This window comes from Streptomyces sp. NPDC012466, assembly GCF_042955215.1.
GTDB lineage: Bacteria > Actinomycetota > Actinomycetes > Streptomycetales > Streptomycetaceae > Streptomyces.
On record NZ_JBIBEQ010000006.1, the window covers coordinates 245,082 to 270,921 of the forward strand.

General features: G+C 70.7%; 24 protein-coding genes. 11 read left to right on the top strand and 13 right to left on the bottom strand.

What is annotated here, in order from left to right:
• Positions 1 to 44 precede the first annotated feature (44 nt).
• The 3 genes from ACFY9E_RS23175 (at position 45) to ACFY9E_RS23185 (ending at position 2,512) form a co-directional block, all read left to right on the top strand.
• The gene (locus ACFY9E_RS23175) at positions 45 to 1,037 is read left to right on the top strand and encodes an ArsR family transcriptional regulator (protein ID WP_390987151.1); all 993 of its coding nucleotides are present in this window, start codon (positions 45 to 47) and stop codon (positions 1,035 to 1,037) included.
• 10 nt (positions 1,038 to 1,047) lie between these two features.
• A complete protein-coding gene (locus ACFY9E_RS23180; RefSeq protein WP_390987153.1) occupies positions 1,048 to 1,551 on the top strand; it encodes a glutathione peroxidase in 504 nt (167 codons plus the stop codon).
• 76 nt (positions 1,552 to 1,627) lie between these two features.
• Positions 1,628 to 2,512, top strand: coding sequence for a MerR family transcriptional regulator (locus tag ACFY9E_RS23185; protein ID WP_390987154.1), 885 nt, complete (start codon positions 1,628 to 1,630; stop codon positions 2,510 to 2,512).
• Positions 2,513 to 2,615: 103 nt separating this feature from the next.
• Here ACFY9E_RS23185 and ACFY9E_RS23190 read toward each other — a convergent pair whose 3' ends face one another.
• The 3 genes from ACFY9E_RS23190 to ACFY9E_RS23200 all read right to left on the bottom strand — a co-directional run bounded on the left by ACFY9E_RS23190 (position 2,616) and on the right by ACFY9E_RS23200 (position 4,872).
• The gene (locus tag ACFY9E_RS23190; protein ID WP_102912542.1) at positions 2,616 to 2,807 is read right to left on the bottom strand and encodes a DUF397 domain-containing protein; all 192 of its coding nucleotides are present in this window, start codon (positions 2,805 to 2,807) and stop codon (positions 2,616 to 2,618) included.
• Between the two features lie 197 nt (positions 2,808 to 3,004).
• Positions 3,005 to 3,862: a helix-turn-helix transcriptional regulator gene (locus ACFY9E_RS23195; RefSeq protein ID WP_283972006.1), complete on the bottom strand. Its 858-nt coding sequence runs from the start codon at positions 3,860 to 3,862 to the stop codon at positions 3,005 to 3,007.
• 254 nt (positions 3,863 to 4,116) lie between these two features.
• Positions 4,117 to 4,872, bottom strand: coding sequence for a GPP34 family phosphoprotein (locus ACFY9E_RS23200; protein WP_390987157.1), 756 nt, complete (start codon positions 4,870 to 4,872; stop codon positions 4,117 to 4,119).
• Between the two features lie 235 nt (positions 4,873 to 5,107).
• Between ACFY9E_RS23200 and ACFY9E_RS23205 the strand changes: the two genes are divergently transcribed.
• From ACFY9E_RS23205 to ACFY9E_RS23215, 3 genes are all read left to right on the top strand, one after another.
• A complete protein-coding gene (locus ACFY9E_RS23205; protein ID WP_390987159.1) occupies positions 5,108 to 7,810 on the top strand; it encodes a D-alanyl-D-alanine carboxypeptidase in 2,703 nt (900 codons plus the stop codon).
• A gap of 162 nt (positions 7,811 to 7,972) precedes the next feature.
• Positions 7,973 to 9,823 carry an MFS transporter gene (locus ACFY9E_RS23210; RefSeq protein ID WP_390987160.1) on the top strand — a complete coding sequence of 617 codons (1,851 nt, stop codon included), beginning with the start codon at positions 7,973 to 7,975 and terminating at the stop codon, positions 9,821 to 9,823.
• A 103-nt stretch (positions 9,824 to 9,926) separates the two neighbouring features.
• The gene (locus ACFY9E_RS23215; protein ID WP_390987162.1) at positions 9,927 to 11,042 is read left to right on the top strand and encodes an ADP-ribosylglycohydrolase family protein; all 1,116 of its coding nucleotides are present in this window, start codon (positions 9,927 to 9,929) and stop codon (positions 11,040 to 11,042) included.
• 577 nt (positions 11,043 to 11,619) lie between these two features.
• Here ACFY9E_RS23215 and ACFY9E_RS23220 read toward each other — a convergent pair.
• Positions 11,620 to 13,188, bottom strand: a complete 1,569-nt coding sequence (locus ACFY9E_RS23220; RefSeq protein WP_390987163.1) for a sodium:solute symporter family protein — start codon at positions 13,186 to 13,188, stop codon at positions 11,620 to 11,622.
• 162 nt (positions 13,189 to 13,350) lie between these two features.
• On the bottom strand, positions 13,351 to 14,136 hold the full coding sequence (locus ACFY9E_RS23225) for an SDR family oxidoreductase (RefSeq protein ID WP_390987164.1): 786 nt from the start codon (positions 14,134 to 14,136) through the stop codon (positions 13,351 to 13,353).
• Positions 14,137 to 14,221: 85 nt separating this feature from the next.
• Here ACFY9E_RS23225 and ACFY9E_RS23230 point away from each other — a divergent pair, with 85 nt between their 5' ends.
• Both ACFY9E_RS23230 and ACFY9E_RS23235 read left to right on the top strand, forming a co-directional pair.
• Positions 14,222 to 15,061, top strand: coding sequence for a hypothetical protein (locus tag ACFY9E_RS23230; protein WP_390987165.1), 840 nt, complete (start codon positions 14,222 to 14,224; stop codon positions 15,059 to 15,061).
• Positions 15,062 to 15,097: 36 nt separating this feature from the next.
• On the top strand, positions 15,098 to 15,529 hold the full coding sequence (locus tag ACFY9E_RS23235; RefSeq protein ID WP_390987167.1) for a glutaredoxin domain-containing protein: 432 nt from the start codon (positions 15,098 to 15,100) through the stop codon (positions 15,527 to 15,529).
• Here the strand turns inward: ACFY9E_RS23235 and ACFY9E_RS23240 are convergent.
• Genes ACFY9E_RS23240 through ACFY9E_RS23250 form a run of 3 tightly spaced genes read right to left on the bottom strand, consistent with a single transcriptional unit; the run spans position 15,519 to position 17,497 of the window.
• Positions 15,519 to 16,415 carry an amidohydrolase family protein gene (locus ACFY9E_RS23240; RefSeq protein ID WP_390987169.1) on the bottom strand — a complete coding sequence of 299 codons (897 nt, stop codon included), beginning with the start codon at positions 16,413 to 16,415 and terminating at the stop codon, positions 15,519 to 15,521. The two genes, ACFY9E_RS23235 and ACFY9E_RS23240, sit on opposite strands and share 11 nt — an antisense overlap.
• An 11-nt stretch (positions 16,416 to 16,426) precedes the next feature.
• Positions 16,427 to 17,011, bottom strand: a complete 585-nt coding sequence (locus ACFY9E_RS23245) for a hypothetical protein (RefSeq protein ID WP_390987616.1) — start codon at positions 17,009 to 17,011, stop codon at positions 16,427 to 16,429.
• A gap of 36 nt (positions 17,012 to 17,047) precedes the next feature.
• A complete protein-coding gene (locus ACFY9E_RS23250; RefSeq protein ID WP_390987170.1) occupies positions 17,048 to 17,497 on the bottom strand; it encodes an ATP-binding protein in 450 nt (149 codons plus the stop codon).
• A 113-nt stretch (positions 17,498 to 17,610) separates the two neighbouring features.
• Here ACFY9E_RS23250 and ACFY9E_RS23255 point away from each other — a divergent pair, with 113 nt between their 5' ends.
• Entirely contained in the window at positions 17,611 to 18,423 is an 813-nt protein-coding gene (locus ACFY9E_RS23255; RefSeq protein ID WP_390987172.1) for a Scr1 family TA system antitoxin-like transcriptional regulator, read from the top strand.
• Positions 18,420 to 18,608 carry a DUF397 domain-containing protein gene (locus ACFY9E_RS23260; protein WP_390987174.1) on the top strand — a complete coding sequence of 63 codons (189 nt, stop codon included), beginning with the start codon at positions 18,420 to 18,422 and terminating at the stop codon, positions 18,606 to 18,608. Before ACFY9E_RS23255 ends, ACFY9E_RS23260 begins: the two co-directional genes overlap by 4 nt.
• A gap of 40 nt (positions 18,609 to 18,648) precedes the next feature.
• Here the strand turns inward: ACFY9E_RS23260 and ACFY9E_RS23265 are convergent, their stop codons facing one another.
• From ACFY9E_RS23265 to ACFY9E_RS23275, 3 genes are all read right to left on the bottom strand, one after another.
• On the bottom strand, positions 18,649 to 20,364 hold the full coding sequence (locus ACFY9E_RS23265; protein ID WP_390987176.1) for an LCP family protein: 1,716 nt from the start codon (positions 20,362 to 20,364) through the stop codon (positions 18,649 to 18,651).
• 266 nt (positions 20,365 to 20,630) lie between these two features.
• A complete protein-coding gene (locus ACFY9E_RS23270) occupies positions 20,631 to 21,050 on the bottom strand; it encodes a spore-associated protein A (protein WP_390987178.1) in 420 nt (139 codons plus the stop codon).
• A 228-nt stretch (positions 21,051 to 21,278) separates the two neighbouring features.
• Entirely contained in the window at positions 21,279 to 23,021 is a 1,743-nt protein-coding gene (locus ACFY9E_RS23275; RefSeq protein ID WP_390987179.1) for an LCP family protein, read from the bottom strand.
• Positions 23,022 to 23,581: 560 nt separating this feature from the next.
• On the opposite strand from ACFY9E_RS23275, the gene ACFY9E_RS23280 reads away from it, so the two are divergent.
• On the top strand, positions 23,582 to 24,091 hold the full coding sequence (locus ACFY9E_RS23280) for a DUF2165 family protein (RefSeq protein ID WP_390987180.1): 510 nt from the start codon (positions 23,582 to 23,584) through the stop codon (positions 24,089 to 24,091).
• A gap of 9 nt (positions 24,092 to 24,100) precedes the next feature.
• On the opposite strand, the gene ACFY9E_RS23285 is transcribed toward ACFY9E_RS23280, so the two are convergent.
• Complete coding sequence (locus ACFY9E_RS23285) at positions 24,101 to 24,655, bottom strand: hypothetical protein (protein WP_390987182.1); 555 nt, start codon at positions 24,653 to 24,655, stop codon at positions 24,101 to 24,103.
• A 103-nt stretch (positions 24,656 to 24,758) separates the two neighbouring features.
• On the bottom strand, positions 24,759 to 25,757 hold the full coding sequence (locus tag ACFY9E_RS23290) for a glycosyltransferase (RefSeq protein WP_390987184.1): 999 nt from the start codon (positions 25,755 to 25,757) through the stop codon (positions 24,759 to 24,761).
• Between the last annotated feature and the right edge of the window lie 83 nt (positions 25,758 to 25,840).

Consider the following 25,840-nt stretch of genomic DNA (forward strand, 5'->3'; position numbering starts at 1 on the left):
TTATTGTTTCGCGCTGACGCGAAACCTCGCCAGGGAGGTGGCCCGTGGGCTGGTGGCAGATCAACGCCGACACCCTGGCCGGGAGCCGTTTCATGATCTCGCCGTTCGCCGAGGCCTTCGCGAGTCTGCGGCTGTTGCAGGCGGCCGAGGCGGCGCATCCGGGCGAGCGACGGTGGCTCGACGCCCATCTGCCGGACTACCGGCGGCGGCTGGCGCGGGACCCGGTGACCGCGCGGCTGATCAGCGCCGGGATCGGGCGGGAATGGACGGCCGACTTCCTCTCCCCCGCCCCGCGCGACGGGGAGACCTTCGAGCAGGGGGTCGCACGGGTGCGGGCGGCCGACCCGGCGGCGGCCCGCACGGACCTCACCGTCTCGCTGCGCGGCCCGGTCCCGGCCCCGCTGCACCGGGACGACCTGCCGGAGCGGGCCGCGGACCTGCTCACGTACGTCTGGACGACGGCGGTACGGCCGTACTGGCCCCAGCGCCGGCGCGTCCTCGAAGCGGATGTGGTCGCGCGGACCGCGCAGGTCAGCAGGGGCGGCTGGGCGTCCGCGCTGGACACGCTGCGGCCGGGCACGCAGTGGCTCGGGGAGAACCGGCTCCAGGTCAACGCGCACGAGTACCCGCCGAGGGAGTTGTCCGGCGCCGAGCTGGTGTTCGTGCCCATCACGACGCAGCGCATCGGCTGGGTGGCGTGGGAGGGGACGGACCGGTACGCGCTGGTCTACCCGTGTGCCGGGGCGCTGGCCGACCCCGGGGGCAGGCCCGTGCCCGCGAGCCTCGGCGCGCTGCTCGGCACGGCCCGGGCCGGTGTGCTGGTCCGGCTCGGCTCGCCCCTGAGCACCAGCCAGCTGGTCGCCGTGACCGGGCAGGGGCTCGGCTCGGTCGGGCGGCATCTGCGGGTGCTGCTGGACGCCGGTCTGGTGGAGCGGCGGCGGGCGGGCAGGTCGGTGCTGTACTCGCGGACGGCGGCGGGTCAGGTGCTGGTGGAGGCCACCGAGGCCCGCCCCCGGCCCGGCGGCCGGCGGAGCTAGGGTCTTGCTCATGACGACTACCAACGGTTCCTCTCCCCTCGATGTCGAGATCGGTGCGCTGCAGGGCGGTTCCGCCGACCTGTCCCAGTACGCGGGCAAGGCGGTGCTCGTGGTGAACGTCGCCTCGAAGTGCGGTCTGACTCCGCAGTACACGGGCCTCGAGAAGCTCCACGAGCAGTACGCCGCGCGCGGCTTCAGTGTCCTCGGCGTGCCCTGCAACCAGTTCCTGGGGCAGGAGCCCGGCAGCGCCGACGAGATCGCCGAGTTCTGCTCGGCGACGTACGGCGTGACCTTCCCGATGACCGAGAAGGTCGAGGTCAACGGCGAGGGGCGGCACCCGCTGTACGACCGCCTGACCGGCTTCGCCGACGCCGAGGGGCACAGCGGGGACATCCGCTGGAACTTCGAGAAGTTCCTCATCGGCCGCGACGGCCGGGTGGTCGCCCGCTTCTCGCCGCAGACCGAGCCGGACTCGGCGGAGATCGTGGCCGCGATCGAGGCCCAGCTGGCCTGAAGGCGGCCGGCGGGGCGTTGACCTTGCCCCTGGGTCAGGCCCGAGTGTTCTCGTCATCGGGCGGAAGAGCCGCCCGATGACGGAGGATGCCGTGGTGGACGGACCGGAACGGGACCTGGAGCTGCTCACCATCGGGGCGTTCGCCGCGCGCGCCCGCCTGTCGGCGAAGGCGCTGCGGCTGTACGACCGGCTGGGCCTGCTGGCGCCGGCGCACGTCGACGAGGCCACCGGCTACCGCTACTACCGCGCCGGGCAGGTCGAACGGGCCCGGCTCGTGGCCATGCTGCGGCAGCTGGACATGCCGCTCGCCCGGATCGCCGAGGTGGTCGCGGCCGGTGACGGGCCCTCGGCCGCCGATCTGCTCGGCAGGTACTGGGCGGACGTCGAGGCGCGGGTGGCGGGGCAGCGGACGCTCGCCGAGTACCTCCGTGGACGGCTGTCGGGGAGGAGCTCCGAGATGTACGGGAAGTTCACGGTCGAGACGGTGGAGGTGCCCGCCCAGGTGGTGATCTCCGAGAAGCGGCACACGCTGGCGGACGAGCTGCCGGCGTGGATCGGGGCGGCGCTGGGCCGGCTGGAGGAGGCGGCCCGGGAGTGCGGGGGCGTGGCCGGGGTGCCGTACGTCGCCTATCACGCGGAGGTGTCGATGGAGAGCGACGGCCCCGCGGAGGCGTGCGTGCCGGTGGCCGACGAGGCGGCGGCCCGGGCCTGGGCGGAGCGGCGGGGGAAGGCGTGGGAGACGGCGGTGCGGGTGGAGCCGGCCCGGCGGCTGGCGTACACCAGGATCACCAAGGCGCAGGTGGCGCACCCGCAGATCCTGGCCGCCTTCGAGGCGGTGGAGGAGTGGATGGCGGCGGAGGGACTGACGGCGACCGGCCCCTGCCGGGAGCTCTACTTCGCGGACTGGGCGGCGACGGGCCCGGGGGACCCGGTGTGTGACGTGGCGTTCCCGGTGAGCTGATCCCGGAGTCCTCCGGGCACAAGCGGAGCCCTCTCGGCAAGGACGGCGATTCTGGTCGAGAGGGCTCTGTCGGTGGTGCTTGTGGTGCTGTCGATCGCGGGGGTCAGGCCTTGACCGAGGCCACGAAGGCGCTCCACGCGTCGGCGGGAAACGCCAGTTTGGGGCCCTCGGGGATCTTGGTGTCCCCGAGCTCCAGGGCCTCGTCGACGGTCGACCTGACCATCACGCACGCGCCGTTGTTGTTGGTGTAGGAGGACGTCGTCCACGTTTCCGTGGCGCCCAGACGAATTGCCATGTTCGCTCCGTTGCCAGTTGCGTTTACGCCAACCGGTGCTGGTGGTTGGCGTGATCGACGCTACTCGCCAACCTCCTCGTCCGGAGCAGCCATTCACTCGACTGGATGGCATATTCCAGGGGAGACTTCCAGTCAGGCGTGTCAGGGGTGTAGCATCCCGCGCTTTTGCCCGCCGGAGGTCCGCTCCCGAGGTCAGGTCAGCGCGCGTACTCCTTCGCCACCCGCTCGATGAGCTGCCGGGACTGGTCGACGTTCAGCGACTGGGCGCGCAGGTGCTCGTACATCACCGTGTACTTCTGCACGTCGAGCGGCTTCTCCAGATACAGGTCGCTGGTGACGCCCTCGATGTAGACCACGCTCGAATCGGCCGCGTCGGCGAACTCAAGGATCGAGTACTGGCCGTTGATGCCCGCGTGCGCGCCGACCTCGAACGGCAGGACCTGCACGGTGATGTGGGGCAGCTGCGACATCTCGATGAGGTGCTCCAGCTGCTCGCGCATCACCGGCCGGCTGCCGACGATCCGGTGCAGGGACGCCTCGTCCAGGACCACCCACAGCCGCAGCGGGTCCGTGTCGGCGGTGATCCGGCCCTGCCGGCGCAGCCGGACCTCGACGCGCTTGTCGTTGTCGGCCTCCGACGCCTCGGGCGAACCGCCGCGGATGATGGCCTCGGCGTACGCACGGGTCTGCAACAGGCCGGTGATGATCTGGGGTTCGTACACTCTGAGCGACTCGGCGTCGGTCTCCAGGCCGATGTAGACGCTGTAGGGGATGTCCCCGAAGGCGTGCCACCAGCCCTGCTGCCGGGAGTCCTTGGCCATCTGCATCAGCGAGTCGACGATGCGCTGGTCCTCGACCTCGTAGACCCCGCACAGGTCGCGGACGTCGCGCTGGCTGATGCTGCGCCGCCCGTTCTCCAGGCGGCTGATCTTCGACTGCGACACCAGCAGCCGCTCGGCCACCTCTTCGGCCGTCATGCCCTTGAGCTCCCGGAGCCTGCGGAGCTCCTGGCCCAGCCGGCGCCGCCTGACGGTGGGATTGACATTGGACGCCACGGGACGTGCACCTCCGGCTGCGTGCCTCTACTTTGCGTATCTGCTGCTGAGCAGACTGCCACCAAGGTGCTTACTACCGCTGGGAAACGGTGGATATGCGACGGGTACACGCCAGTTCGGCACAGCACGGCACGCCGAGCGGGGCGGAGAGAGTGTGCGCTCTCTCCGCCCCGCTCGGACAGCGGCTCCCGTGACCGGGCTCGTGGGTCCCGTGGTGCGTGTGCCGGTCGTAGGTCGTGCCGGCGCGGCGCGGCTCAGTGGGCCGCGACGCGCGCCATGGTTCCGTGACGCGGTTGCATCGGAACGCCTCGGGCGGGTTCCGGTGCGGGCCTGGCTCCGCCGGCGGCCTGACGGCCGGACGGTGCCGGGCTGCGGCGCGGCTGGGCCGCGGCGCCGTTCTGGACGTCCATCACCGCGTGCGCGACGAGGCCGCCCATGGGGTCGTGCCTGATCAGGTCCCGCAGCCGGGATCGAGAGGAACGCCCCTCGTTGCCCGGGTACAGGTGCTTGCCGAGGCCGACCGCGTGAGCGAGGGCGGCGAGCGCCGCGGTCCGCGGGTCCGGCGGTACGCCGGTGCGGATCGCGGAGTCCAGCCGGGCCCTGATCTCCCGGCTGATCTCGGTGTCCGTCGCCTGGTAGCGAGTCGTCGGCAGCACTCCGCACATCTGGCCGGCCACGGCATGCACCATGCCGCACCGCTCCAGATGCGAGAGGTAGGTCTGGCGGAGCCCGAGACGCGGCCCGCCGATCCAGTGGACGGCACGCACGGGAGCGCCACGCCGTCGCAGCAACTCCAATGCGCAGTCCAGTGTTGGATCTCCAGTCGGCCGTGGTGCCACCACGGCGATACGATCCCCGTCTGGGGCTATCCGTCCGGCCAGCGCCAGCTCCACTAGCTGTGCTCCGGCCAGACCGAGGTCGAGCGACTGCGGCTGTGCGGTGGTACCCGTGGTCGGGTCCAACGCCAGCAGCAGAAGCTCCTCCGGAATTGTTCTGCGGCTCCTGCCCATCCATGCCTCCCCGCGTGGATGAAAGACAGGGTGACCCCTCTCACATTGGTCTGTCGAGGGTGCGTGACCGGTTCGTAGTGGAACCAGTAGGTATGTCGTTCTCGTCTACCGGATGGGTTTGGCCCGCACACAGGACACTGGTACATGGTTCGGACAGCGCCGGAGCGGTGTCACGGGCGGCGGTTCACGGTTCGGTACGCGTACGCGGGGAGTGCGGCGCGAGGAGGAGGCATCGGTGGCGGGCGAGTCCCCCGACAGGTCGAAGCAGCGCGAGTCGTCGGCACGAAAGACGTCGGGGAGCGCGAGTCCGGTTCCGGAGGCCAGGAGCGAAGCCGCCGACCCGCGGCTCGCGGTGGCCCGGGACGCGGAGAGGTCCTCGGCGCGGGGTGCCGCCGACACGGCGACCCGCGTGCTGTCCACGCGGACGGCCGAGGAACCGGAGAACACCGAGCGCGCCGCGCGTGGCTCGGACACCGAGGACGACGCCGAGCGGGGCGCGTCCGGCTCCGCCGAGGGGTCCGGGGGGTCCGGGGCCGGGGAGTCCTCCGGCGCCGGGGGCGGTGACGGACGGCTGCGGGATGCGGTGGCCGCGTGGGTCGCTTCGGCGGACGGGGGCGAGAAGCCCGCCGCCGCCGAGGGCGACGGCGAGGACGCCGAGGACGGCCGAACGGCTGCCGAACTCACGGACGGGCCCGCCGAGGCGGGCACGGAGGACCAGGGGGCCGGGAAGGCCACCGGGGCGCCGGAGACCGGCCCGGACGCCGAGGACGAGCGTGCGGACGGTTCCGCGGACGGGTCCGCGGAGAACGACACCGACGCCGGGGACGCCGAGCGTGCGGACGGATCTGCCGAGGGCGGCACGGGCACGGATGCCACGGGCCGCCGTGAGGCCGAGCGTGGCGAGGCGTCCCAGGACGCCGTGGACGAGGCCGACGAGCCCGAGGCGGACCGTTCCGCCACGCGCGGCAGCGCGGACACCACCACGGCCGGTGAGAAGACCGGCGCCAAGGCCTCCGAGCCCACGGACCCGCGCATCCCCAGCGCGGCCAAGGCCACGCCGAAGGCCGCCGACACCAAGGCTTCTGACACCAAGGCTTCTGAAGCCAAGCCCGCCGGCACCAAGGCCGAGCCCGAGGACGCCGTCCCCCAGGACGCGCCTGAGCCCGCCGACACCAAGGCCACGCCGAAGCCGGCCGACGCCAAGCCCTCGCCGAAGGACGCCGGCGACAAGGACTCGGCCAAGGACGCTGACCGCACGCCCGCTTCCAAGGCGCCCGACGCCAAGGACGCCGACGCCAAGGCCCCCACCGACAGCGCCTCCAAGGACGAGTCCGGCACGGCCAAGGCCGGCGGAGCCGCCGGCAGCGGCACCACGCCCGCGTCGCAGGACGACACCGACGACGCCCCGGCCGAACGCCCCGTCGACCAGCCCACCGCCGTCTTCAAGGCCGTGCGGCCGCCCGTCGATCAGCCCACCACCATGCTGAAGCTCGGGGGCGGGACCAAGGACGCGCCCGAGAAGGATGCCGAGCGGACCAGCAAGTTCGTCGCGCTGAAGCCCTTGGACGAGCCGGCGGCCAAGAAGCCGGCCCCGGCCGAGGCCACCGCGCCCGTCCCCACCGTCGGCCCCGAGCGGACCACGCAGCAGCCGCTGCCGCCCAAGCCGCCGCTGGACCTGCTCGCCGAGCTGACGAACACGCCGCCGCCCCCGGAGACGCCGCTGCGGACGGCCGCCCGGCGGGTGAAGATCTGGACGCCGCTGGTGCTGCTGCTGGTGGTCGTCTTCGCGGTCGTGCAGAGCGTGCGCCCGCTGCCCGCACCCACCCTCGAACTCACCGCCGAGGACAGCTACACCTTCAAGGGCGGCAAGGTCGACATCCCCTGGCCCACCCAGGGCCAGGCCGCGCTGGACGTCCAGGGCATCGGCACCTTCGGGTCCTCCGGCGAGCAGAAGCCCGTCCCGATCGCGAGCGTGGCCAAGGTCATGACCGCCTACGTCGTCCTGCGCGAGCACCCGCTCAAGAGCGGCGAGGACGGTCCGAAGATCCCGATCGACCAGGCCGCCCAGGACCAGTCCGACGCCGGGCAGGAATCCACCGTCGACGTCACCAAGGGCGACAAGATCACCGAGCGGGAGGCGCTGGAGAGCATCCTGATCGCGTCCGCGAACAACGTGGCGCGGCTCCTCGCCCGCTGGGACGCGGGGTCCGAGAAGGCGTTCGTGCAGAAGATGAACGACGCCGCCGAGGACCTCGGCATGAAGAACACGACGTACACCGATCCGTCGGGCCTGAACAACACGACCGTCTCCACGGCCGTGGACCAGGTGAAGCTCGCCAGGGCCGCCATGCAGCAGCCCGTCTTCCGCGAGGTCGCGACGATGATGTCGTACGTCGACTACAAGGGTAAGAAGCACGACAACTGGAACCGCCTGGTCGGCTACAACGACGTCACCGGCATCAAGACCGGCACCACCACCTCGGCGCTCGGCAACCTCGTCTTCGCGGCCCGGAAGGACGTGAACGGTGAGACCCACCGGATCATCGGCGCGGTCGTGCGCCAGCCCGCCGGCGGCCCGGACAACACGATCCTGGGCGCCGCGCTCCACGAGGGTGACAAGCTGATCCGGGCCGCGCAGGGCGCGCTGGAGTCGGCGACGATCCTGAAGAAGGGCGACGTCGTCGGGTACGCCGACGACGGTCTCGGCGGCCGCACCCCGGTCGCCGTCACCGAGGACGTCACGGCCGTCGGCTGGGCGGGCCTGTCCGTCAAGCTCACGTTCGCCGGGGACGACCTGCCGCACACGGCCAAGGCCGGTGCGAAGGTGGGCACGCTCACCGTCGGCGACGGCACGACCAGCGCCGTGAAGGTCCCGGTCGCCCTCCAGAAGGACTTGGTGGAGCCGGGCTTCGCGGCCAAGCTCACGCGGCTCGGCTGATCCGGGGCGCGAGCCCGCACCACCGCACCCCGCCGGTGACGGCCCGTCCGGGCGCTGCCCGGCGGGGTGCGTGCTAGCGTCCCGAATCGGGACAGGTCGCCGTTCGCGGCGGCGCGGCGGCGAAGCCGAGAACAGAAGACGGGACACGGGGAGTGCCTTCGAGTGGCCACTGCGGAGCCGACACGCGCGGACGACACCGATCCGGGCTCGGTATCGGGCCCGCGAATAGGCGTGCCGGAAGCGCCGGACGCCGGCGCGTCTGAAGACAGCGGGGAGCGGTTCGAGTGGCCGGCCCCCGTGCTGGCGCTGCGTGAGCGCATGCTGCGGCATCCGGTCCTGTCGATCACCGGCCTGGCCGCGGCGCTGCACATCCTCTGGTTCTTCACGTTCGCGAACAGCGGTGGCGATCTGGCCGCGCAGGACGCGTGGGCGGAGTTCGTCGGCCGGCACCCGGACTCGGCGTACAACCTCGCCTGGTACGGCGGGATGCACCCGGTCTCCTACAGCGTGGTGTCGCCGTATCTGATGTCCGTGCTGGGTGTGCGGACGACGATGATGATCGCGGGGACGGTCTCGGCCGGGCTGCTGACCCTGCTCCTCCTGCGCAGCCGCTCGGTCCGCAACCCGCTGTGGGCGTCGCTGGCGGGCGTGTTCGGGCTGTTCTGCAACGCGGTGTCCGGGCGCGTCACGTTCGGGCTGGGCATGATGTTCGCGCTCGGCGCGGTCGCCGTCGTGTTCTGCTGGCCGTACCGGTGGCGGTACAAGCGCTGGGCGAAGGCGCTGAGCGCGGCGCCGCTGGCCGCGCTGGCCACCATGGCGTCGCCGGTCGCGGGCCTGTTCGTGGGTCTGGTGGCGGTGGCGCTGTTCCTGCAGAAGCGGCGGCCCGGCGCGTGGGCGCTGGGTCTGGCGCCCAGCGCGGTGGTGGCGGTGTCGGCGTGGCTGTTCCCGTTCTCGGGCACGCAGCCGATGATGATCGGCTCGGTGCTGCTGCCGCTCGCGTTCTCGGTGCTCGCCTACGTGCTGGTGCCGCAGGAGTGGAAGACGGTCCGCCTGACGGCCGCGGTGTACGGCCTGGGGGTCGTGCTGGTGTGGCTGATCAGCTCCCAGATCGGTTCGAACATCACGCGTCTGGCGATGCTGTTCGCCGGGGTGGCGCTGGTCGCCGCGCTGCCGTTCACGGTGCCGCGCAGCCGCAAGTGGTACGCGGCCGTCGTGGCGCTCTGCGGTTTCGGTGTGTGGATCGGCTTCAAGACGGTCGACGACATCGTGCACACGGCCCCGGCGGCGTCCTGGTCGCGTGAGCTCGCGCCGCTGGTCAACGAGTTGCAGGAGGTCGGCGCGGAGAAGGGCCGGGTCGAGGTCGTCCCCGCCCGTTCGCACCGCGAGGCCTCCGCCCTCGCCCCGTACGTCAATCTGGCCCGCGGCTGGAACCGCCAGGCCGACATGGAGCGCAACCCGCTCTTCTACGACGACACGCTCAACTCGGCGAACTACCACGAGTGGCTGAAGCGCTGGGCCGTGCACTACGTCGTGCTGCCGAAGGGCGAGCCGGACGGCGACGGGGGCCAGCGGGAGCGGGCGCTGGTGCGGCGCGGGCTGCCGTATCTGACCCAGATCTGGGGCAACGACACCTGGCAGCTGTTCAGGGTGACGGCCCCGACCCCGCTGGCCGAGCCGAACGCGGTGGTCGACCGGGCCGAGCAGGGCGAGATGATCCTCCAGGTGAAGAAGGCGGGCCGGATCCTGGTCCGCGTCCCGTACTCGCCGTGGCTCAGCATCGTCGACGCGGAGGGCAAGAGCCTGAAGCCGCCGCAGGAGACGGAGGAGTCCAAGAACCGTCCCGAGGGCGAGCCGAAGACGTACGTGAACGTCAACGGCTGCCTGGCGGAGACGGAGGAGGACGCGCAGGGCGACAAGTGGACGGAGCTGCTGGCCCCCAAGGCCGGGACCTACCGCCTGGCGGCGCCGTACCAGTTCCCGCGGGGCACGCCCTGCCCGGAGGAGCTGCGCTGACCGGTCCGCGCTCCGTCTGATCGCGCCCCTCTGAACCCGCCGTTCCCGTTCGATTACAGTGCTGAGCTGTCGTACGTATGGACGGTGCCCTGGGGAGGTCTAGGTGGGTGCGACTGCCGGCGCCGTCTGGGGCCGTACGGAGCAGCAGGACTTCCGCAGCCGGGTACGGGGCACCATTCTCGGCGTGGCGGTGGGGGACGCGCTGGGGACGCCGGTCGACGGGCTGACCCTGGAGGGAATCCGGGAGGCGCACGGGGCGGAGGGCCTGGTGGACCTGGCCCCCGCCTACGGCAGACGCGGCGCCGTCACGCACCTCACCCAGCTCACCCTGTTCTCCGTCGACGGTCTGATCCGGGCCCAGGTCAGGCGGGACACCGGTGCCTGGCATCCCCCGACCGATCTGCACCGGGCGTATCTGCGCTGGGCCGCCACGCAGCGCGACTGGGGGCCCGACGAGCGGCGCAAAGAGGACGGGTGGCTGGCGCGGGAGGAGTGGCTGTACGCGCGGCGGGACCCCAGCCGCGCCCTGCTGCTGGGGCTCGGCGACCAGACCATGGGGACGCCGGAGGCGCCGAAGAACCCCGGTGAGGCCGGGCCCGAGGCGGCCGCCCGGTCCGCTCCGTTCGGGCTGCTCGTGGGCTGGGAGCCGCAGCTGGTCGTCCAGCTGGCCGTCGAGTGCGCGGCGCAGACCCACGGCCATCCCACGGCCTCCCTCGCGGCGGGCGCGTACGCCGTGATCGTGCACGCGCTGGCTCTGGGCGAGAGCCTCGACGGTGCCGTGCAGCGGGCCTTTGCGCTACTGGCCGCGCGGCCGGGGCACCAGCCGGTGTCGGACGCGCTCCAGCACGCGCTGGGCGCGGTACGGCAGGGCATGCCCGGCCCGGAGCGCGTGACCGAGCTGAGCGGGGCGGGTACGGCGGAGGGGCTCGTCGCCGCAGCGGTGTACTGCGCGCTGGTCGCGGCCGATGTCCGGCACGGGCTGTGTCTGGCCGTGAACCACGACGGCCCGTCCGCCGCGACCGGTGCGCTGACCGGCGGTCTGCTCGGCGCCCTGCACGGCGAGACCGCGCTGCCGCCGGGCTGGCTGGCCGAGCTGGAGGGCCGCCCCACCATCCTGGAACTCGCCGACGACTTCGCCATGGAAATGACCCAGGGCCCGGCCCTGCACGGCCCGGGAGGCTCCTCCCCCGGCTGGCTCGCCCGCTACCCGAGAGCCTGACCGGCCCCCAGCCCAGCCGTCGGCCCCCCACCCTGCCCGCCGGACGACCACCCGGCACCCGGCACCCGGCACCCGGCACCCGGCACCCGGACGGCAACGCCCGCCGCCTCGCCCCGGAACCGGCACCCACCCGCCCCTGAGCGCGCCCGGAGCGGCATCGGCCGCGGCACATCCTCGGTGAACACCCGGCAGCCCCCTCGGCAAGGTCCGCCGCCCCGGACCGCTCCCGCGCCGCACTCCGACACGCCGCCGGGGCGGCCGCGCCGCAAAGCCGAATCACCGCGCGGCGCGCCCGTGCAACACCCGGCTGCAACACCCGGCAACCCCCTCGGCAAGGTCCGCCGTCCCGGGCCGTTCGCGGCTCGTACGTCGACATGGGGCCGGGCGGCATGCCCCCTCCACGGGAGTGGCCGCCCGATGGGATCTCCGGCGCGGTTCGTCCGCGGCACTGGGCGACGACGGGGCGGCCGGCTCGCCGGCTGCCCGACCACCCCGAAGTGCCGCCGCCGGGCGGACGCTCCCGCTGAAGGGGGCGGCCGCCCGGCAGATGCTCAGCGTGACCAGCCGGGCCGTGGGCTCAGTCCTTGGCGGTTCGGACCACCTCGTCCGTGGGGCCGGCCGGTGCCGGGATCGTGGCCGCCGCCGCACCGTCGTCGTCGGTGTTGATGCGCTCGATGATCGCCAGCCGTTCCGGTGTGTCCTCCGGCCTGATGTAGCCCACGAGGATGTAGAGGACCAGTGACACCGCCAGCGGGATCGACACCTGGTACTGGAGCGGCACGCCGCCCTCGACGTTCCAGTTGATCGGGTAGTTCACCAGCCAGAAGGCGAGCAGGCCCATCGACCAGCTGACCAGGGCCGCCGTGGGGCCGGAGCGGCGGAACGCGCGCAGCAGGCCCAGCATCATCGGGATCGCCATCGGGCCCATCAGACCGGCCACCCACTTGATGACGACCGTGATGATGTCCTTGAACGCGGGCGAGTTGACCTGGGTCGCCGCCGCCATGGACAGGCCGAGGAAGACGACCGTGGCGATCCGGGCGACCCGCAGGCCCTGGCTCTGGTTCCAGGTCCGGGCCCTCGCCCAGATCACCGGCGCGCAGTCCCGGGTGAACACGGCCGCGATGGCGTTGGCGTCGGAGGAGCACATCGCCATGGTGTGCGAGAAGAACCCGACGATGACCAGGCCCAGCAGGCCGTGCGGCAGGAGCTGTTCGGTCATCAGGGCGTAGGAGTCCGAGCCGTCCGGCTTCTGTGACTCGACCAGCAGCGGCGACATCCACATGGGGAAGAACAGCACCAGCGGCCAGACCAGCCAGAGGATCGCCGACAGACGGGCCGAGCGCTCGGCTTCCTTGGCGTTGGGCGTGGCCATGTAGCGCTGGGCCTGGTTGAGCATGCCGCCGTTGTACTCGAAGAGCTTGATGAAGAGGAACGCGAGCAGGAACACCGTGCCGTAGGGGCCGACCAGCGGTTTCCCGTGGCCCTGGAGCTCGGGCGAGTCCCAGACCCCGAAGAAGCCGCCGTGGTCGTCGAGCCGTACGAACACCGCCAGGAACATCGCCACCCCGGCCAGCAACTGGATGATGAACTGGCCGAGTTCGGTCAGCGCGTCCGCCCACAGGCCGCCGATGGTGCAGTAGATCGCCGTGATGGCGCCGGTGATGAGGATGCCCTGGTTGAGGGAGATCCCGGTGAAGACGGACAGCAGTGTGGCGATCGCCGCCCACTTCGCGCCCACGTCCACGATCTTCAGCAGCATCCCGGACCAGGCCAGCGCCTGCTGCGTCTTGAGGTCGTAGCGGTTCTTCAGGTACTCCAGCGGGGAGGCCACATGGAGCCGGGAGCGCAGCCGGTTGATGCGCGGGGCGAACAGTTTCGACCCGATGGCGATGCCGAGGGCGATGGGGAAGGACCAGGTGACGAAGGACGTGACGCCGTAGGTGTAGGCGATGCCCGCGTACCCGGTGAACATCACCGCGCTGTAGCCCGACATGTGGTGCGAGATGCCGGAGAGCCACCACGGCATCTTGCCGCCGGCGGTGAAGAAGTCGCTGACGTTGTCGACGCGTTTGTGCGACCAGACGCCGATCGCGACCATCACGGCGAAGTAGCCGATGAGCACGGCCCAGTCGAGACCGTTCATGAATCCCCTTCCACGGTGCTGCCGCCAGGGTCAGGCATGTGAACTCTGGGTTCGGTGACGTGCGCACGGCAAGCAAGGGGAAGGTCAAGAGAACGTAAAATAGTTCGGTGAGGTGACCTCAGTTTATGTACATGAACCACAAGGGGTGGCTGGAAATCGCCGTCAGCGCATCAGCTCACCGGCGTTCACCAGCAGCGACTGCCCCGTGATCGCCCGCGCCCGGTCCGACGCGAGGAACACCGCCGCGTCCGCCACGTCCCCGTCGGTCGCCAGCTCCGGCAGCGCCATCCGGTCCGTCAGCCTGCCCAGCACCTCCGCCTCCGACACCCCCTCCGAACGGGCCGCGAACTGCACGTACGCCCGCACCGGCGGCCCCCACATCCAGCCGGGCAGTACGGTGTTGACCCGGATCCGGTACGGCCCGAGCTCGCGCGCGAGCGAGTACATCGCGCTCGTCAGCGCCCCCTTCGACGCCGCGTACGCCGCCTGCCGCACCTGCGAGGGGGCGGCCACCGCCGACTGCGTCCCGACGAACACCACGGATCCACCGCCCTGTTTCAGCAACGGCAGACAGGCCCGCGTCATGCGCAGCGTGCCCAGCAGGTTCACATCCAGCACAGTCCGCCAGGACTCGAAGTCGGCGTCCTCCAGCCCTCCGAAGTAGCCGTCGAGCGCGGCCACGTGGACGACGGCGTCGATCCCGCCGAACCGCTCGCGCGCCACCTCCGCCAGGGCCTCGCACTGCGCCTCGTCGGAGATGTCCGTGGCCCGGTACGCGGCGCACGACCCGCCGGGGTCGATCTCGGCGGCCGTCTTCGCCAGGCTCGCCTCCGTGCGGGCCCCGAGAACGGCCCGCCCGCCGTCCCGTACGACGGCCGCCGCGACCCGCCGCCCGAGCCCGGCCCCGACCCCCGACACGACGACCGTCTTCCCCGCGAGCAGTGACATGGCAGGACCTCCCCGGACCGGAACCCTGGCGTTCCATCTGACGGAGCGTCAGAGTATGAGCGAGCCGCCGACGAAGGGGAAGGGCATGAGCGAGGACACCCGCAGCGAGCTGTACGCCGAACTGGCCGCCGTCGGCCCCTACGGCACCCACCCCGGGCACGCCCTCATCACCATGGTCGAGCCGCACCCGGGCCACGAGTACGCGTACAACCGCTGGTACGAGGACGACCACTACTACGCCGGTGCGATGGCCATGCCCTGGATGTACGCGGGCCGCCGCTGGGTGGCGACACGGGACCTCCAGCTCCTGCGCTACCCCGAGAAGTCGGCGATCGCCCAGCCGGTCACCGCCGGCTGCTACCTCTCCACGTACTGGATCACCGCCGGCCGCTACGACGACCACATGCGCTGGACGGTCGCCATCAACAAGCGTCTCAACCGGGACGCCCGCGTCTACCACGACCGCACGCACGTCCTCACGGCGTTCCAGAACCACGAGGCGACGGTGTACCGCGACGGAGCGGCCGGCCCCCGCGACGTCCACGCCCTCGACCACCCCTACGCGGGCCTGGTCCTCCAGGTCGTCGAGGCGGACACCCCCGGGCAACGCGCCTCCCTCCTGGAGTGGCTGCGCACCCGCCACCTCCCCAAGCGCCTGGCGAACTCCCCGGCCGCGCTGGTGACGGTCTTCAGCCCGACGCCCCTGCCCGGCGACCGCATGACCTATGTCAAACAGGTCGAGGGCGTCGACACCCGGCTGACACTGCTGTGGTTCCTCCGGACGGACCCGAGGGAGTGCTGGGACCCCTGGTTCACGGGCCTCGACGCGGCGGTGACGGAGTCGGGCCTGGGCAGGGTGGAGCTGGTGGCCCCGTTCATCCCGACGGTGCCGGGCACGGACACGTTCGTGGACCGGCTCCGCTGAGCCGGGCGCGTCGGACGGCGGCTACCCTTCGCTGACATGAAGCGCGCCTGGACCATGCCGGTGGTGCTGCTGCTCTGCGGCTCGGCCGGGGCGGCGGGGCTGGCCCTCAGCGGGAGCACCGGTGCGGCCGTGGCCCTGCTCCTGGTGTTCCTCCTCCTCGCGGGCACGCAGTCGCCGCTGGTCTTCCCCCGTCCGGTCGGCGCGCTGGAGGCGGAGCGACGCAGCGCGGCCGACGGCCGCCCGGTCGTCTACTGGCGGCCGGGCTGCACCTACTGCCTGCGGCTGCGCATCCGCCTGGGCCGCGATGCCCGCCGGCTGCACTGGGTGGACATCTGGCGGGACCCGGCCGGGGCGGCGGCGGTGCGCGCGGCCAACCAGGGCGACGAGACGGTGCCGACCGTCGTCGTGGCGGGCCGCCCGCACACCAACCCCGATCCGGCGTGGGTGCGCGAGCAGCTCACCGGGTGAACAGGGCGGCCGCGTTGTCGTGGCACACGGCCCGCAGCCACGCGTCGCCGAGACCCAGGCGTTCCAGGGCCTGGAGCTGATGCAGGTACGGGTAGGGGATGTTGGGGAAGTCGGAGCCGAACAGGATGCGGTCGCCGAGTGCCGCGAACCGGGGCAGGGCCCGGCGCGGGAACGGCATGAAGTCCTCGGTGAAGTCGGTGAACGCCATCGTCGTGTCCAGCCGCACCTCGTCGAACCGCTCGGCGAGGTCGAGGAACTCCTCGTACTCGGGCATGCCCATGTGGGCGATGATCAGCCGCAGCCCCGGGTGCCGCGCCAGCACCCGCGCGACGGGCTCGGGGCCGGTGTGCTTGCCGGGGGCGGGCCCGGAGCCGCAGTGGATCACCACGGGTATCCCGGCCTCGGCCAGCAGACCCCACGCCGGGTCGAGGCGCTCGTCGGCCGGATCGTACGCGCCGACCTGCACATGGGCCTTGAACACCCGCGCCCCCGCTTCGACGGCCTCACGGACGTACGTCTCCACCTCCGGCTCGGGGTAGAGGGTGGCGGTGTGCAGGCAGTCAGGGGTGCGGCGGGCGAAGTCGGCCGCCCATCCGTTCAGCCACCGGGCCATGCCGGGTTTGTGGGGGTAGAGCATCGAGGTGAAGGCCCGGACGCCGAAGTCCCGCAGCAGCGCCGCCCGCTCCGCCTCCTCCTTCCGGTACGTGATCGGCCACGCAAGCCCGCCGACCAGCGGGCCGTTGGAGTCGAAGTAGTCCCACACCTTGTGCAGGACACGCTCGGGCATGAAGTGGGTGTGGACGTCGATCAGACCGGTAAGACCGAGCCGGTCCCAGAACCGGCGGACCTCAGCGGCCTCCTCGGACGCCGTGCGCTTGTCGTTCATGCCGATCTCCGTCACGGGGTGCGATCCGGCTCCTCGAAGTCGCGGAGCACGGCGGTGGAGTCACCGTAGTGGGAGGGCGTCTCCGCCACGTGATCGGCTGCCGAGGCCTCCGTCACGCCCAGATCCCGGCGCATCGCCTCGCGCATGTCGGCGATCAGCGGCCAGACACCGTGTTGCGCCTCGGCCGCCGAGCGGAGGGTCTCGCCCGACCGGGGATTCCCCTGCTCCAGGCGCTTGACCTGGCCGTAGACCCGGTTCAGGGCACCATTCACCTCGCGTGCCGGGGCGACCACACCGTCCGGCGCGATCATCAGGGCCTCGGACCAGCGGTCGCGGTAGGTGTCCTTCGCGGATTCCAGCGCCTGGACGTCCTCGTCGCCGGGCGTACGGTCGCGCATCACGTAGAGATGCCTGCTGAGCGCCGTGCAGAACTGTCGCGCATCGCGATGCAGCTCCGTATAGCAGCTCCGCCGCAACTCACGGCTCTCCCGCGCCTCCTGGAGCGTCTGCGCCATCTCCAGCTCGCGCCGCTTGGCCTTCTCGGCCCCGCGCTGAGTGAGCAGAGCTCCCCCGAGCGTCCCCGCCACACCGGCCACGGCAATCAAGACCGCCCCCACATCCATCGGATCACCCTAGACCGCGCGGCTCGGCAAGTCCCCTCGGCCCAGGGTCAGTTCGACCCACACCGTCTTGCCGTGAGCCGGTGCCTCCACCACACCCCAGCGGTCCGCGTACGCCGAGACGATCCGCAGCCCGCGCCCGCCCTCCGCGTCGTCCGCGACTGCCCCGGAGGGCCGCGGAGCCCGGTCGCCCCGGGCGTCGGTGACCTCGATGCGGAGCGTGCGGTCGGCGTGCAGCTTCAGCGCCAGCCGGAAGTCCCTGCCCCGGACACGTCCGTGCAGCACCGCGTTCGACGCCAGCTCCGCCACCACCTGCGCGGCGGCCTCGTAGGACTCGCCCCACTCGTCGAGCTGACGTTCGGCTAGCAGGCGAGCCAGTCGGGCACCTCTTCGAGTGGCGGACAGCTGGAGCGTGAAGTGACGTACGGGGGCGTTGATTCCGGCGAGGGATTTCTGGCTCATGTCACCCAGCGTGGCCGCCCGTCCCTACTCTGAACAGCGACGACCTCGGTACGGAACGTGACTGTCCGGACACGTCACGAGGTCGTACGGCTCGTACGCAGGAGGGGGAAGGCGTGGAGGACGAGGAAGCGGCGGCCGTGCTCAGGACGGTCGGGCGACAGATCAAGATGTGGCGCGAGGCCGCGGGTCTCAAACAGGGGGAGTTGGGCTCGGCCATCGGCTACGGCGAGGAGATGGTGTCGTCCGTCGAGCGGGCGCGTCGCATCCCCAAGCCGGACTTTCTCGACAAGGCCGATGAGGTCTTGGGGGCGGACGGCAAGATCTCGGCGATGAGGGAGGACGTGGAGAGGGCCCGGTATCCGAAGAAGGTGCGGGACCTCGCCAAGCTGGAGGACGAAGCCCTCGAACTCGGGGCTTATGACACCCATCAGATCAACGGGATGCTCCAGACACCGGAGTACGCCCAGGCGTTGTACGCCATGCGCAGCCCTGCCTACACGGAGGACGAGATCGAGCGGCACGTCGCAGCCCGCATGGCGCGGAAGGCCGTCTTCGACCGTCTGCCGCGACCGCTCATCACCTTTGTCCAGGAAGAGACCACGCTACGGCGGCCGGTCGGGGGCAGAATGGTGCTGCGCCAGCAGCTCGAACACCTGTTGCAGGTGGCCCAGTTGAGGCACGTGTCTATCCAGATCATGCCTACGGACCGGGAGGACCACGCGGGCATGGGAGGTCCCTTTCGGCTCCTGAAATTCCAGGACGGCAAGGTGCTGGGGCACTTCGAAGCCCAACTGCACAACCGCCTGATCAGCGAGCCCCGCGACGCCCAGATCCTCGACATGCGCTATGGAATGATCCGGGCACAGGCCCTCTCACCCCGAGAGTCCCTGGCCTTCATTGAGAAAGTTCTGGGAGACGAGACGTGACCACTGAACTCGCCTGGCGCAAGAGCAGCTACAGCAGCAACGACGGTCCTGATTGCGTCGAGGTCGCCATATCCGCCCACGCCCCCACCATCCACATCCGTGACTCCAAGAACAAGGCCGGCGCCCGGCTGTCGTTCACCGGCAATGCCTGGTCGGAGTTCCTGGAGTTCACGGCAGGACGCTGACGTCCGCGCGGAGAACGGCCCTGGACCGAAGGCCCCTCTGCTACCACGTGAAGTCGGGATTGACGTGCATACAGGCCTTGGTGTCCGCGCCGTTGAAGGTGTCCTCCGACTCGGACAGCGAGTCGTCCTCCCGCGCGGCCTTGTAGGTCGTACCCGAGCGCCAGTCCGCGCCGACGACCAGGGTGACCCCGGAGACGTCCGTCGACTTCTTCACCGCACTCATCGCAATGCCGAGGGCCTTGGCGACCCGCTGGGCGTCGCCCTCCAGGTCGGCGCTCGGATAGCGGACGACCGTCTTGTCCTGGCTGAGGAGCACCGAGGAGTCCGACGTGGCCGCGGTGAAACCCTTGCCGACGAGGAGCTGGGCCACTTCGCCGGCTCGCCCCGTCACCGCCGCCTGCGTGCCGGTGCGGGTGCCGTTGTGCACCTGGACGGCGATCTCGTCGTCCGCGGCGGCCGGGGCGTCGGAGGTCTCGTCCTTCCTCTTCTTCCTGTCCTTGCCGTCGAGCGCGATGTCCTCACGGACCAGCCGGAACACCTTCTCCGCTTCTACCGGCTCGGGCACCACTCGGTTGCCGTCCGAGGCGTACTGCCACGGCATCGTCGTCATGGTGATGCGCTCGGTGGGCACCTTCCGCAGCTCGTTGCTCAGGTCGTACAGCTTCGTCACGCTGCCCAGCCCTTCGTCCACCGTCAGCGCCTCGGTGGCCGTCTCGGCAAGCTTGCGCAGCTTGTTCGGGCTGCTCAGTGTCGCGTTCTCACGCAGCCGGCGGACCATCGAGTTCATGTACTGGTGCTGGGCCTTGGCCCGCGAGATGTCCGTGTTGTCCTCGAAGCCGTACCGTGTGCGCAGCCACTGCAGGGCTTGCTCGCCCTTGATGTACGTGGTCCCCTTCTCCAGCACCAGGCCGGAGCCGTGGCCGCTGGAGGTGTGGGAGCGGATGTTGGCGTCCACGCAGACCGGTACCCCGCCGATCGCGTCCGCCATCGACACCACACCCGCGAAGTCGACCATGATGAAGTGGTCGATGTGTATGTCGGTCAGCTTCTCCCAGGTCGCCACCGTGCAGCCGGGGCCGCCACGGCCCAGGGAGTCGTTGGTCATGGTCGAGGTGACGGCCGGGAAGACTCTGCCGTTGTCGGGGTCGGTGCACTTCGGGATGTCGACCAGGGTGTCGCGTGGCATGCTGACGACCGACATGTTGGTGCGGTCCGCCGACACGTGCAGCAGCATCTGGACGTCAGCGCGCGGCGCGGTGTTGTACGTGTCCTTGGCACCGCCGAGCTTCTGGTTCTCGGCGTTGTCCCGGGCGTCCGAGCCGATCAGCATGATGTTCAGCGGGGTCTGCCCGGCGGCGTTCGGCTCCGACTCGGACGCCCTGTCCTTCTCGTCGCCTATGTTGAGGGCGTCCCTGTCGATGGTGGCGTTGAGGCGCTCGAAGTAGAGGTAGCCGACGCCCGCGGTGCCGACTATCGCCACCGCCAGCACGGTGGCCGACCAGCGCAGGACACGCCGTCCACGCCGCCGGTCGCTTCCGCCGGGCCGTCCCCCGCCGTGACCGGCGGGCGGTATCGGGCCCTTCGGCGTGAGGGACCTCGTGTCCTCGGCCGCGGGCACCTCCGCGCGCACGCTCTGCGTCAACTCTCTTCCCCCACCCTGCTGGCTGCCGGGCTTCCCCAAGCCCGACGGGCGGCCCGCATGCCTGGTCCGCCCTGATCGGAAAGCGTATGCGAGAACCACTGCCGAACACGGCATCGAATGCTGACCTGGCTCACGGACGTGAGCACGCTTCATCGATCTGCCCGCAGTCAGGGATCTGGAATGGGCCTGATCGCCCCACCGACTCGAGGTCGCCGCGGCCAGGGGACCGATGCTGGTCGCCTGGTCGCTCTGTGAGGTCAGCCGCAGTCGTGCGGCGGGTGATGCGCAGACATGCGCATCAGGGAATCCCCGATGCGCGTGCGCATCAGGGATTCCCCGTTCTCAGTGACTGGTCTCGGTCGAGGTGTGCGGCGATGCCATCAGCCGCAGTGGACACCGTAGTTGATACGGGTGTAGTTGGAGGCTGCGCGGCCGCCCCAGTCGATGCATGTGTCCCGGGCGGAAGTGTAGACCGGGCCCGCGTAGTACTTGAAGGTGCCGGAGTCCTCCTCGTTGGACTTCCACACGGTGTCGGTGCGGTGCCGCCGCAGGTTGGCGCCCAGCACCATGGGCGTCCCCTGAGTGTCACTGACGGTGACGACACAGTTGTAGCCGTTGGAGCTGTTGTAGGTGAGGAAGGCGTTCCCGTCGCCGACATCCATGGAATCGATCACGCTGTAACCGGACCCGCAAGCACCGTTGTAGGAGGCGGCAGCGGCGGTACCTGTGGCAGCGATCGTTCCGGCCGCGGTGAGACCGATGACGGCGGCAACGGAGCCAAGTCTCTTGAGATCGAACATGATTGAGTCTCCATCAGATCTGACCGAAAAGTCTGCCTGATCATTTCGAGCAGGAGGGCGGGTCGGCAACCGCTCCCGGTGTGACCTGTGTCATCGCACGCCGTCTGCCCCGTTCACGGGGCCGGCGTTCGGGGGAAGGTCACCGGCCTTCGGCGACGATTGCTGAACAGGCTTGCCGTCACATCCTGTTGGACGTACGACAGGCCTGTCAGGTGGAACCTCGCCTGCTCAACTGGCGCACTGCGCCTCGTTCGCCGTGGTCTTCGGGACGTCCGGAGGCGCCGTCGAGGAGGAGTCGATCTTCACCCCGGCCCCCTTGAAGTCCTCGCCCAGCGTCAGCGTCATGGTCGGCAGGCCCTGGGAGTTGGTCACGCTCCTGCCCGGCTTCATCGCCGATCCGGACAGCCCCATGATCGCGGCCAGCCTGCGGGCCTGGTCCGCCTGGTCCGGGGCGTACTCGAGCGTCGTCTTCGCCAGCGACTTCTCCGCGTTGCCCGCGTTCTCGGACTTGCTCACGCCCGCCTCGGTCTGGAGATAGGTCAGCTCCTCCTGGGCGCTGCCGGCCGGGGCCCCGCCGTTGAAGATCTGCACCCGCACCTCGTCGGCGGCGGACTTGGGGCCCTTCAGCCGGGCGGCGACCGCGGCCTTCTCCTTCTTCTCCTGGGCCTTGACCTCGGTGAAGGAGACGTCGTTCTTGATCATCGCAAAGACCTGAGGGCCCCGCGAGGCGTCGACGATGACCGTCTTCTTGACGGCACCGTCCGCGGGGTTGTCCCCCACCGGCGTCGTCAGGAAGGTGATGTTCTTGACCGGCACCTTCTTCAGCTCCAGCGCCAGGTCCTTGAGCGTGCTGGCCTTGCCGATGCCCTTGTCGACGGTGAGCGCCTTGGTGGCGGCATTGGCCAGCTTTATCAGCTTCGTCGGGCTGGTGAGGGCGTCGCCGGAGGTCATCTTGCGCATCAGCGAACCCATGAACTGCTGCTGGATCTTGATGCGGTCCAGGTCGCCCTGGTTGCCGAAACTGTGCCGGGTGCGAACGAAGGCGAGGGCCTGCTCACCCTCGATCGTGGACGTGCCGGCCGGCAGCTTCAGCTTCGAGTCCTTGTCGTTGACGGCCTTCTTCAGGCAGACCTCCACGCCGCCCACGGCCGTCGTCAGCGTCTTCACCGCGTTGAAGTCGGCCATCACGAAGTGGTTCACGTCGACGCCGGTGACCTCTTCGACCGTCTTCATGGTGCAGCCCGGGTCGCGGCCGTCCTGGCCGAGGCTGGTGTTGAAGCGGACGTCCTGCGTGCCCGGGATGATCGAGCCGTCACTCGCCTCGCAGTCGGGCACATCGATGACGAGGTCCCGCGGGATGCTCATCGCCGTCGCGTTCGTACGGTCCTTGGAGACGTGCAGCAGGATGTTGGTGTCGGCGTGCCCGACGCTGCCCTTGTCGCCGTAGCCCTCGTTGCCCGCGCCGGTCCGCTTGTCGGTGCCGATGATCAGGATGTTGAAGGCCTCGTCCTTGCTGAAGCCGTCATCCGCCACGTTGCCGACGTCCTCGGTCGTGACGTTGCCTTCGAGGTGCTTGAGGTACAGAAAGGCGGCCCCGGCGGTGCCGACGAGCACGAAGGCCATGACGCCGCCGGTCCACAGCACGACCTTCTTGGCCCTGGCCTTCTTCTTGACCGGCCGCCGGTTGCGCCGCCCCGGCAGTGGCTCCTCGGGCGCACCGCGGCGTCTGCGTGGCGGCGGCACGTCACGGCCGGGCGCCTCGGCGGGCGCCGTACGGCCCGGCGCTGCCGACCGGTTGCGTGTCGCCCCGCCCGCACCGCCGGAGCGGGGAGCGGATCTACGAGGTCCTGGCACCGATGACTGCGGTGCGGAAGGAGTCAGTCGCAGTTCGTATTCGCCGGTGGTCGGATTGACTACCCACTGGTCTGCGGGGTCGATGTCGTCCGCCCGCCCACGGCCTTGCGCGTCCACGGTTGCTGAATCCTCCGTCGGGGCCACGCGGCGCCTTTCCCCTCAAGGCGCTCGGGTCTCGGTCACACACTCCGACCCCAGGAGACCTGATCGCCGGATGCACAGGATCGCTCACACTATCTGCCCAGTTCATCGTCAAGCGACGACGGTGACAAATTCCACGTCCATACACCTGGTCAATCCGTCACATTTCCTTGGACAGCTACACATCGCCTTGGTGATCGCTTTACCGAACGCTTCTCATCCCGGGGTTGGCGGCTGACGGCGGTCGGCGGGCGGGGGCCGTGACGCGGCAGGGCTCCTGGTCGTCGCGGCTGGTGATCCCACTCGCCAATGTCCCGGCACAAGGGCCCTGTTGGCCCCGTATCGTGCCATGCTCGACGTCCCGCACGAGGTCATTGCCCGGCCCGGCCGCGCTGCCTTGTCGGCTCCCGCATGGACGGGTTCGCCCGCGCCACCGGTAGGTTCCCCCTCGACTCGCGCGGGTCGGCCTGCGTCGGCATTCTCGTCCAACGGCCGCGGGGTACACCGCACGGCCACGCGTGGGGAGAATGATCGGCATGGCCACCTCCACATCACGCGGCGCCCTGTCGCTCGCCGCCACCTTGCTCACCGCGACCATCGCCCTCTACATGGCGCTCGTCGCCTTAGGGAACATCACCGACTTCGGGACCAACCAGCAGTTCGTCCGGCATGTGCTGGCCATGGACACCACGTTCAAGGACGAGGACCTGATGTGGCGGGCCGTCACGAGCCAAGGGCTGCAGGACGCCGCCTACGTCGGGATCATCGTCTGGGAGACCGTCGCCGCGCTGGTCCTCATATACGGGAGCTGGCTGTGGGCCAGACGCGATGACCTGCGCGCCCGGCGGATGTCCACCTACGGGCTGCTGATGGTGATGCTGCTGTTCGGGGCCGGGTTCATCGCGATCGGCGGCGAGTGGTTCTCGATGTGGCAGTCCAAGAGCTGGAACGGGCTGGACGCCGCGACCCGGATCTTCCTGTTCAGCGGGGTCGTGCTGATCGTCAACCAGCTGTCGGCCCCGCGGACGGAGACCTCCGCCTCCTGAGCGCTGCCGCTACTTGACCACGGTCACGGTCGTGCCGACCGTGCCGAACGCCCACAGTGCCGTGCCGTCCGCCTTCCGCATTCTGACTCCGCCCGTCCTGGTGCCGGAGGCGGCGGGCGGCGGCGAGGCCCCGTCGACGGCGTTGGAGAAGGCGACGGAGACGCCGGACTTCGCGGCGAAGTACAGGATGTGCTCGATCTGGACGCCGTCCGAGCCGGTCGTGGCCGCGTTGCGCGACGACACCGTGTAGCTGCCCGGGTCGGGGCTGACCGAGCCCGGCCAGACGGTGAAGGTGCGGCGGGTGGCCTCGCTCGCGTCGACCAGCCACACCCGCTTCCCGCCGAGGGAGTAGACGATGCGCCGGCCGGTGCCGGAGCCGTCGGGCACCTTCGCCGGGGCCGAGGCGGTGGGGGTGGGCTGCGCCGAGGGCGTGCTGCTCGGCTTGGCCGACGTGGCGGTGGGGTGCGGGCCCCGGTCGGCCTGTACGCCCAGGACCGTCACCGCGGCTATCGCTCCCACGGTCAGCCCGGTCACCCAGGCCCACGAAGGAAGTCGGGCAGGCACCGGCACGCATCTCCTCAGTCACGGGACCCCGCACCGCAACGGGGTTCCGATCATCGTACTGCGCGTCCGCCGTTCCCCCGGTGCCTCAGGAGCCTCGGCCGCCTCAGGGGCCGCCGGCGGTCTTGCGGACCGGGACCGGGCCCGTGCCGGCGCCGCGGGCGGTGTAGCGGGGGGTGCGCACCGGGGCCGGGTAGGAGAGGTGCACCAGACGGGTCTGCTCCTGGCGCATGTGCGTCAGCGACTCGAGGATGTAGCCCACGAGCAGCACGAGGGCCGCGATGGTCATGATCGCGGCGGCGAGGATCGCCGTGGGCACCCGGGGCACGGTGCCCGTCTCGACGAAGTCGGCGATGACGGGGATGCCGAGGATGACCGAGACGAGGGCCAGGACCCCGGCGACGACGGTGTGGACCAGCGAGGGGCGCTCGCGCCGGGCCAGGTCGAGGATGACCCGCAGGATGCGCCAGCCGTCCCGGTAGGTGCGCAGCTTGCTCTCGCCGCCCGCGGGCCGGACCCGGTAGTCGACGACCACCTCCGCCGTGGGCAGCCGCAGGTGCAGCGCGTGGATGGTCATCTCGGTCTCGGTCTCGAACTCCCGGGCGAGCGCCGGGAAGGACTTCACGAAGCGCCGCGAGAAGACCCGGTAGCCGCTCAGCATGTCCGTCACGTCGTTGCCGAACAGGGACCGCACGGCCCCGGTGAGCACCTTGTTGCCGACCGCGTGACCGGCCCGGTAGGCACCGTCGTCGGTCACCCGGCGCGCTCCGACGACCTGGTCGTACGGCCCCTCGAAGAGCAGGTCCACCAAGTCCCGGGCGCGGGAGGCGTCGTAGGTGTCGTCGCCGTCGATGATGAGCAGCGCGTCGGCGTCGACGTCGGCGAAGGCGCGGCGGATGACGTTGCCCTTGCCCTTGCGGGTCTCCTCCCGCACGATCGCGCCGGCCTGCCGGGCGACCTCCACGGTGCGGTCGGTGGAGGCGTTGTCGTACACGTAGACGACGGCCTCGGGGAGGGCCGCGCGCAGGTCGCGGACCACCTTGCCGACGGCCGCCTCCTCGTTGTGACACGGCACGACACACGCGATCGTCGGTTCCACTGCCACTCCCACTCCTCGGCCGAAGCGCTGTCGGATAGTAGGAAATGATGCGATATGAGCGAGCCCGCCGAGCGAGGGCACGCCGGATG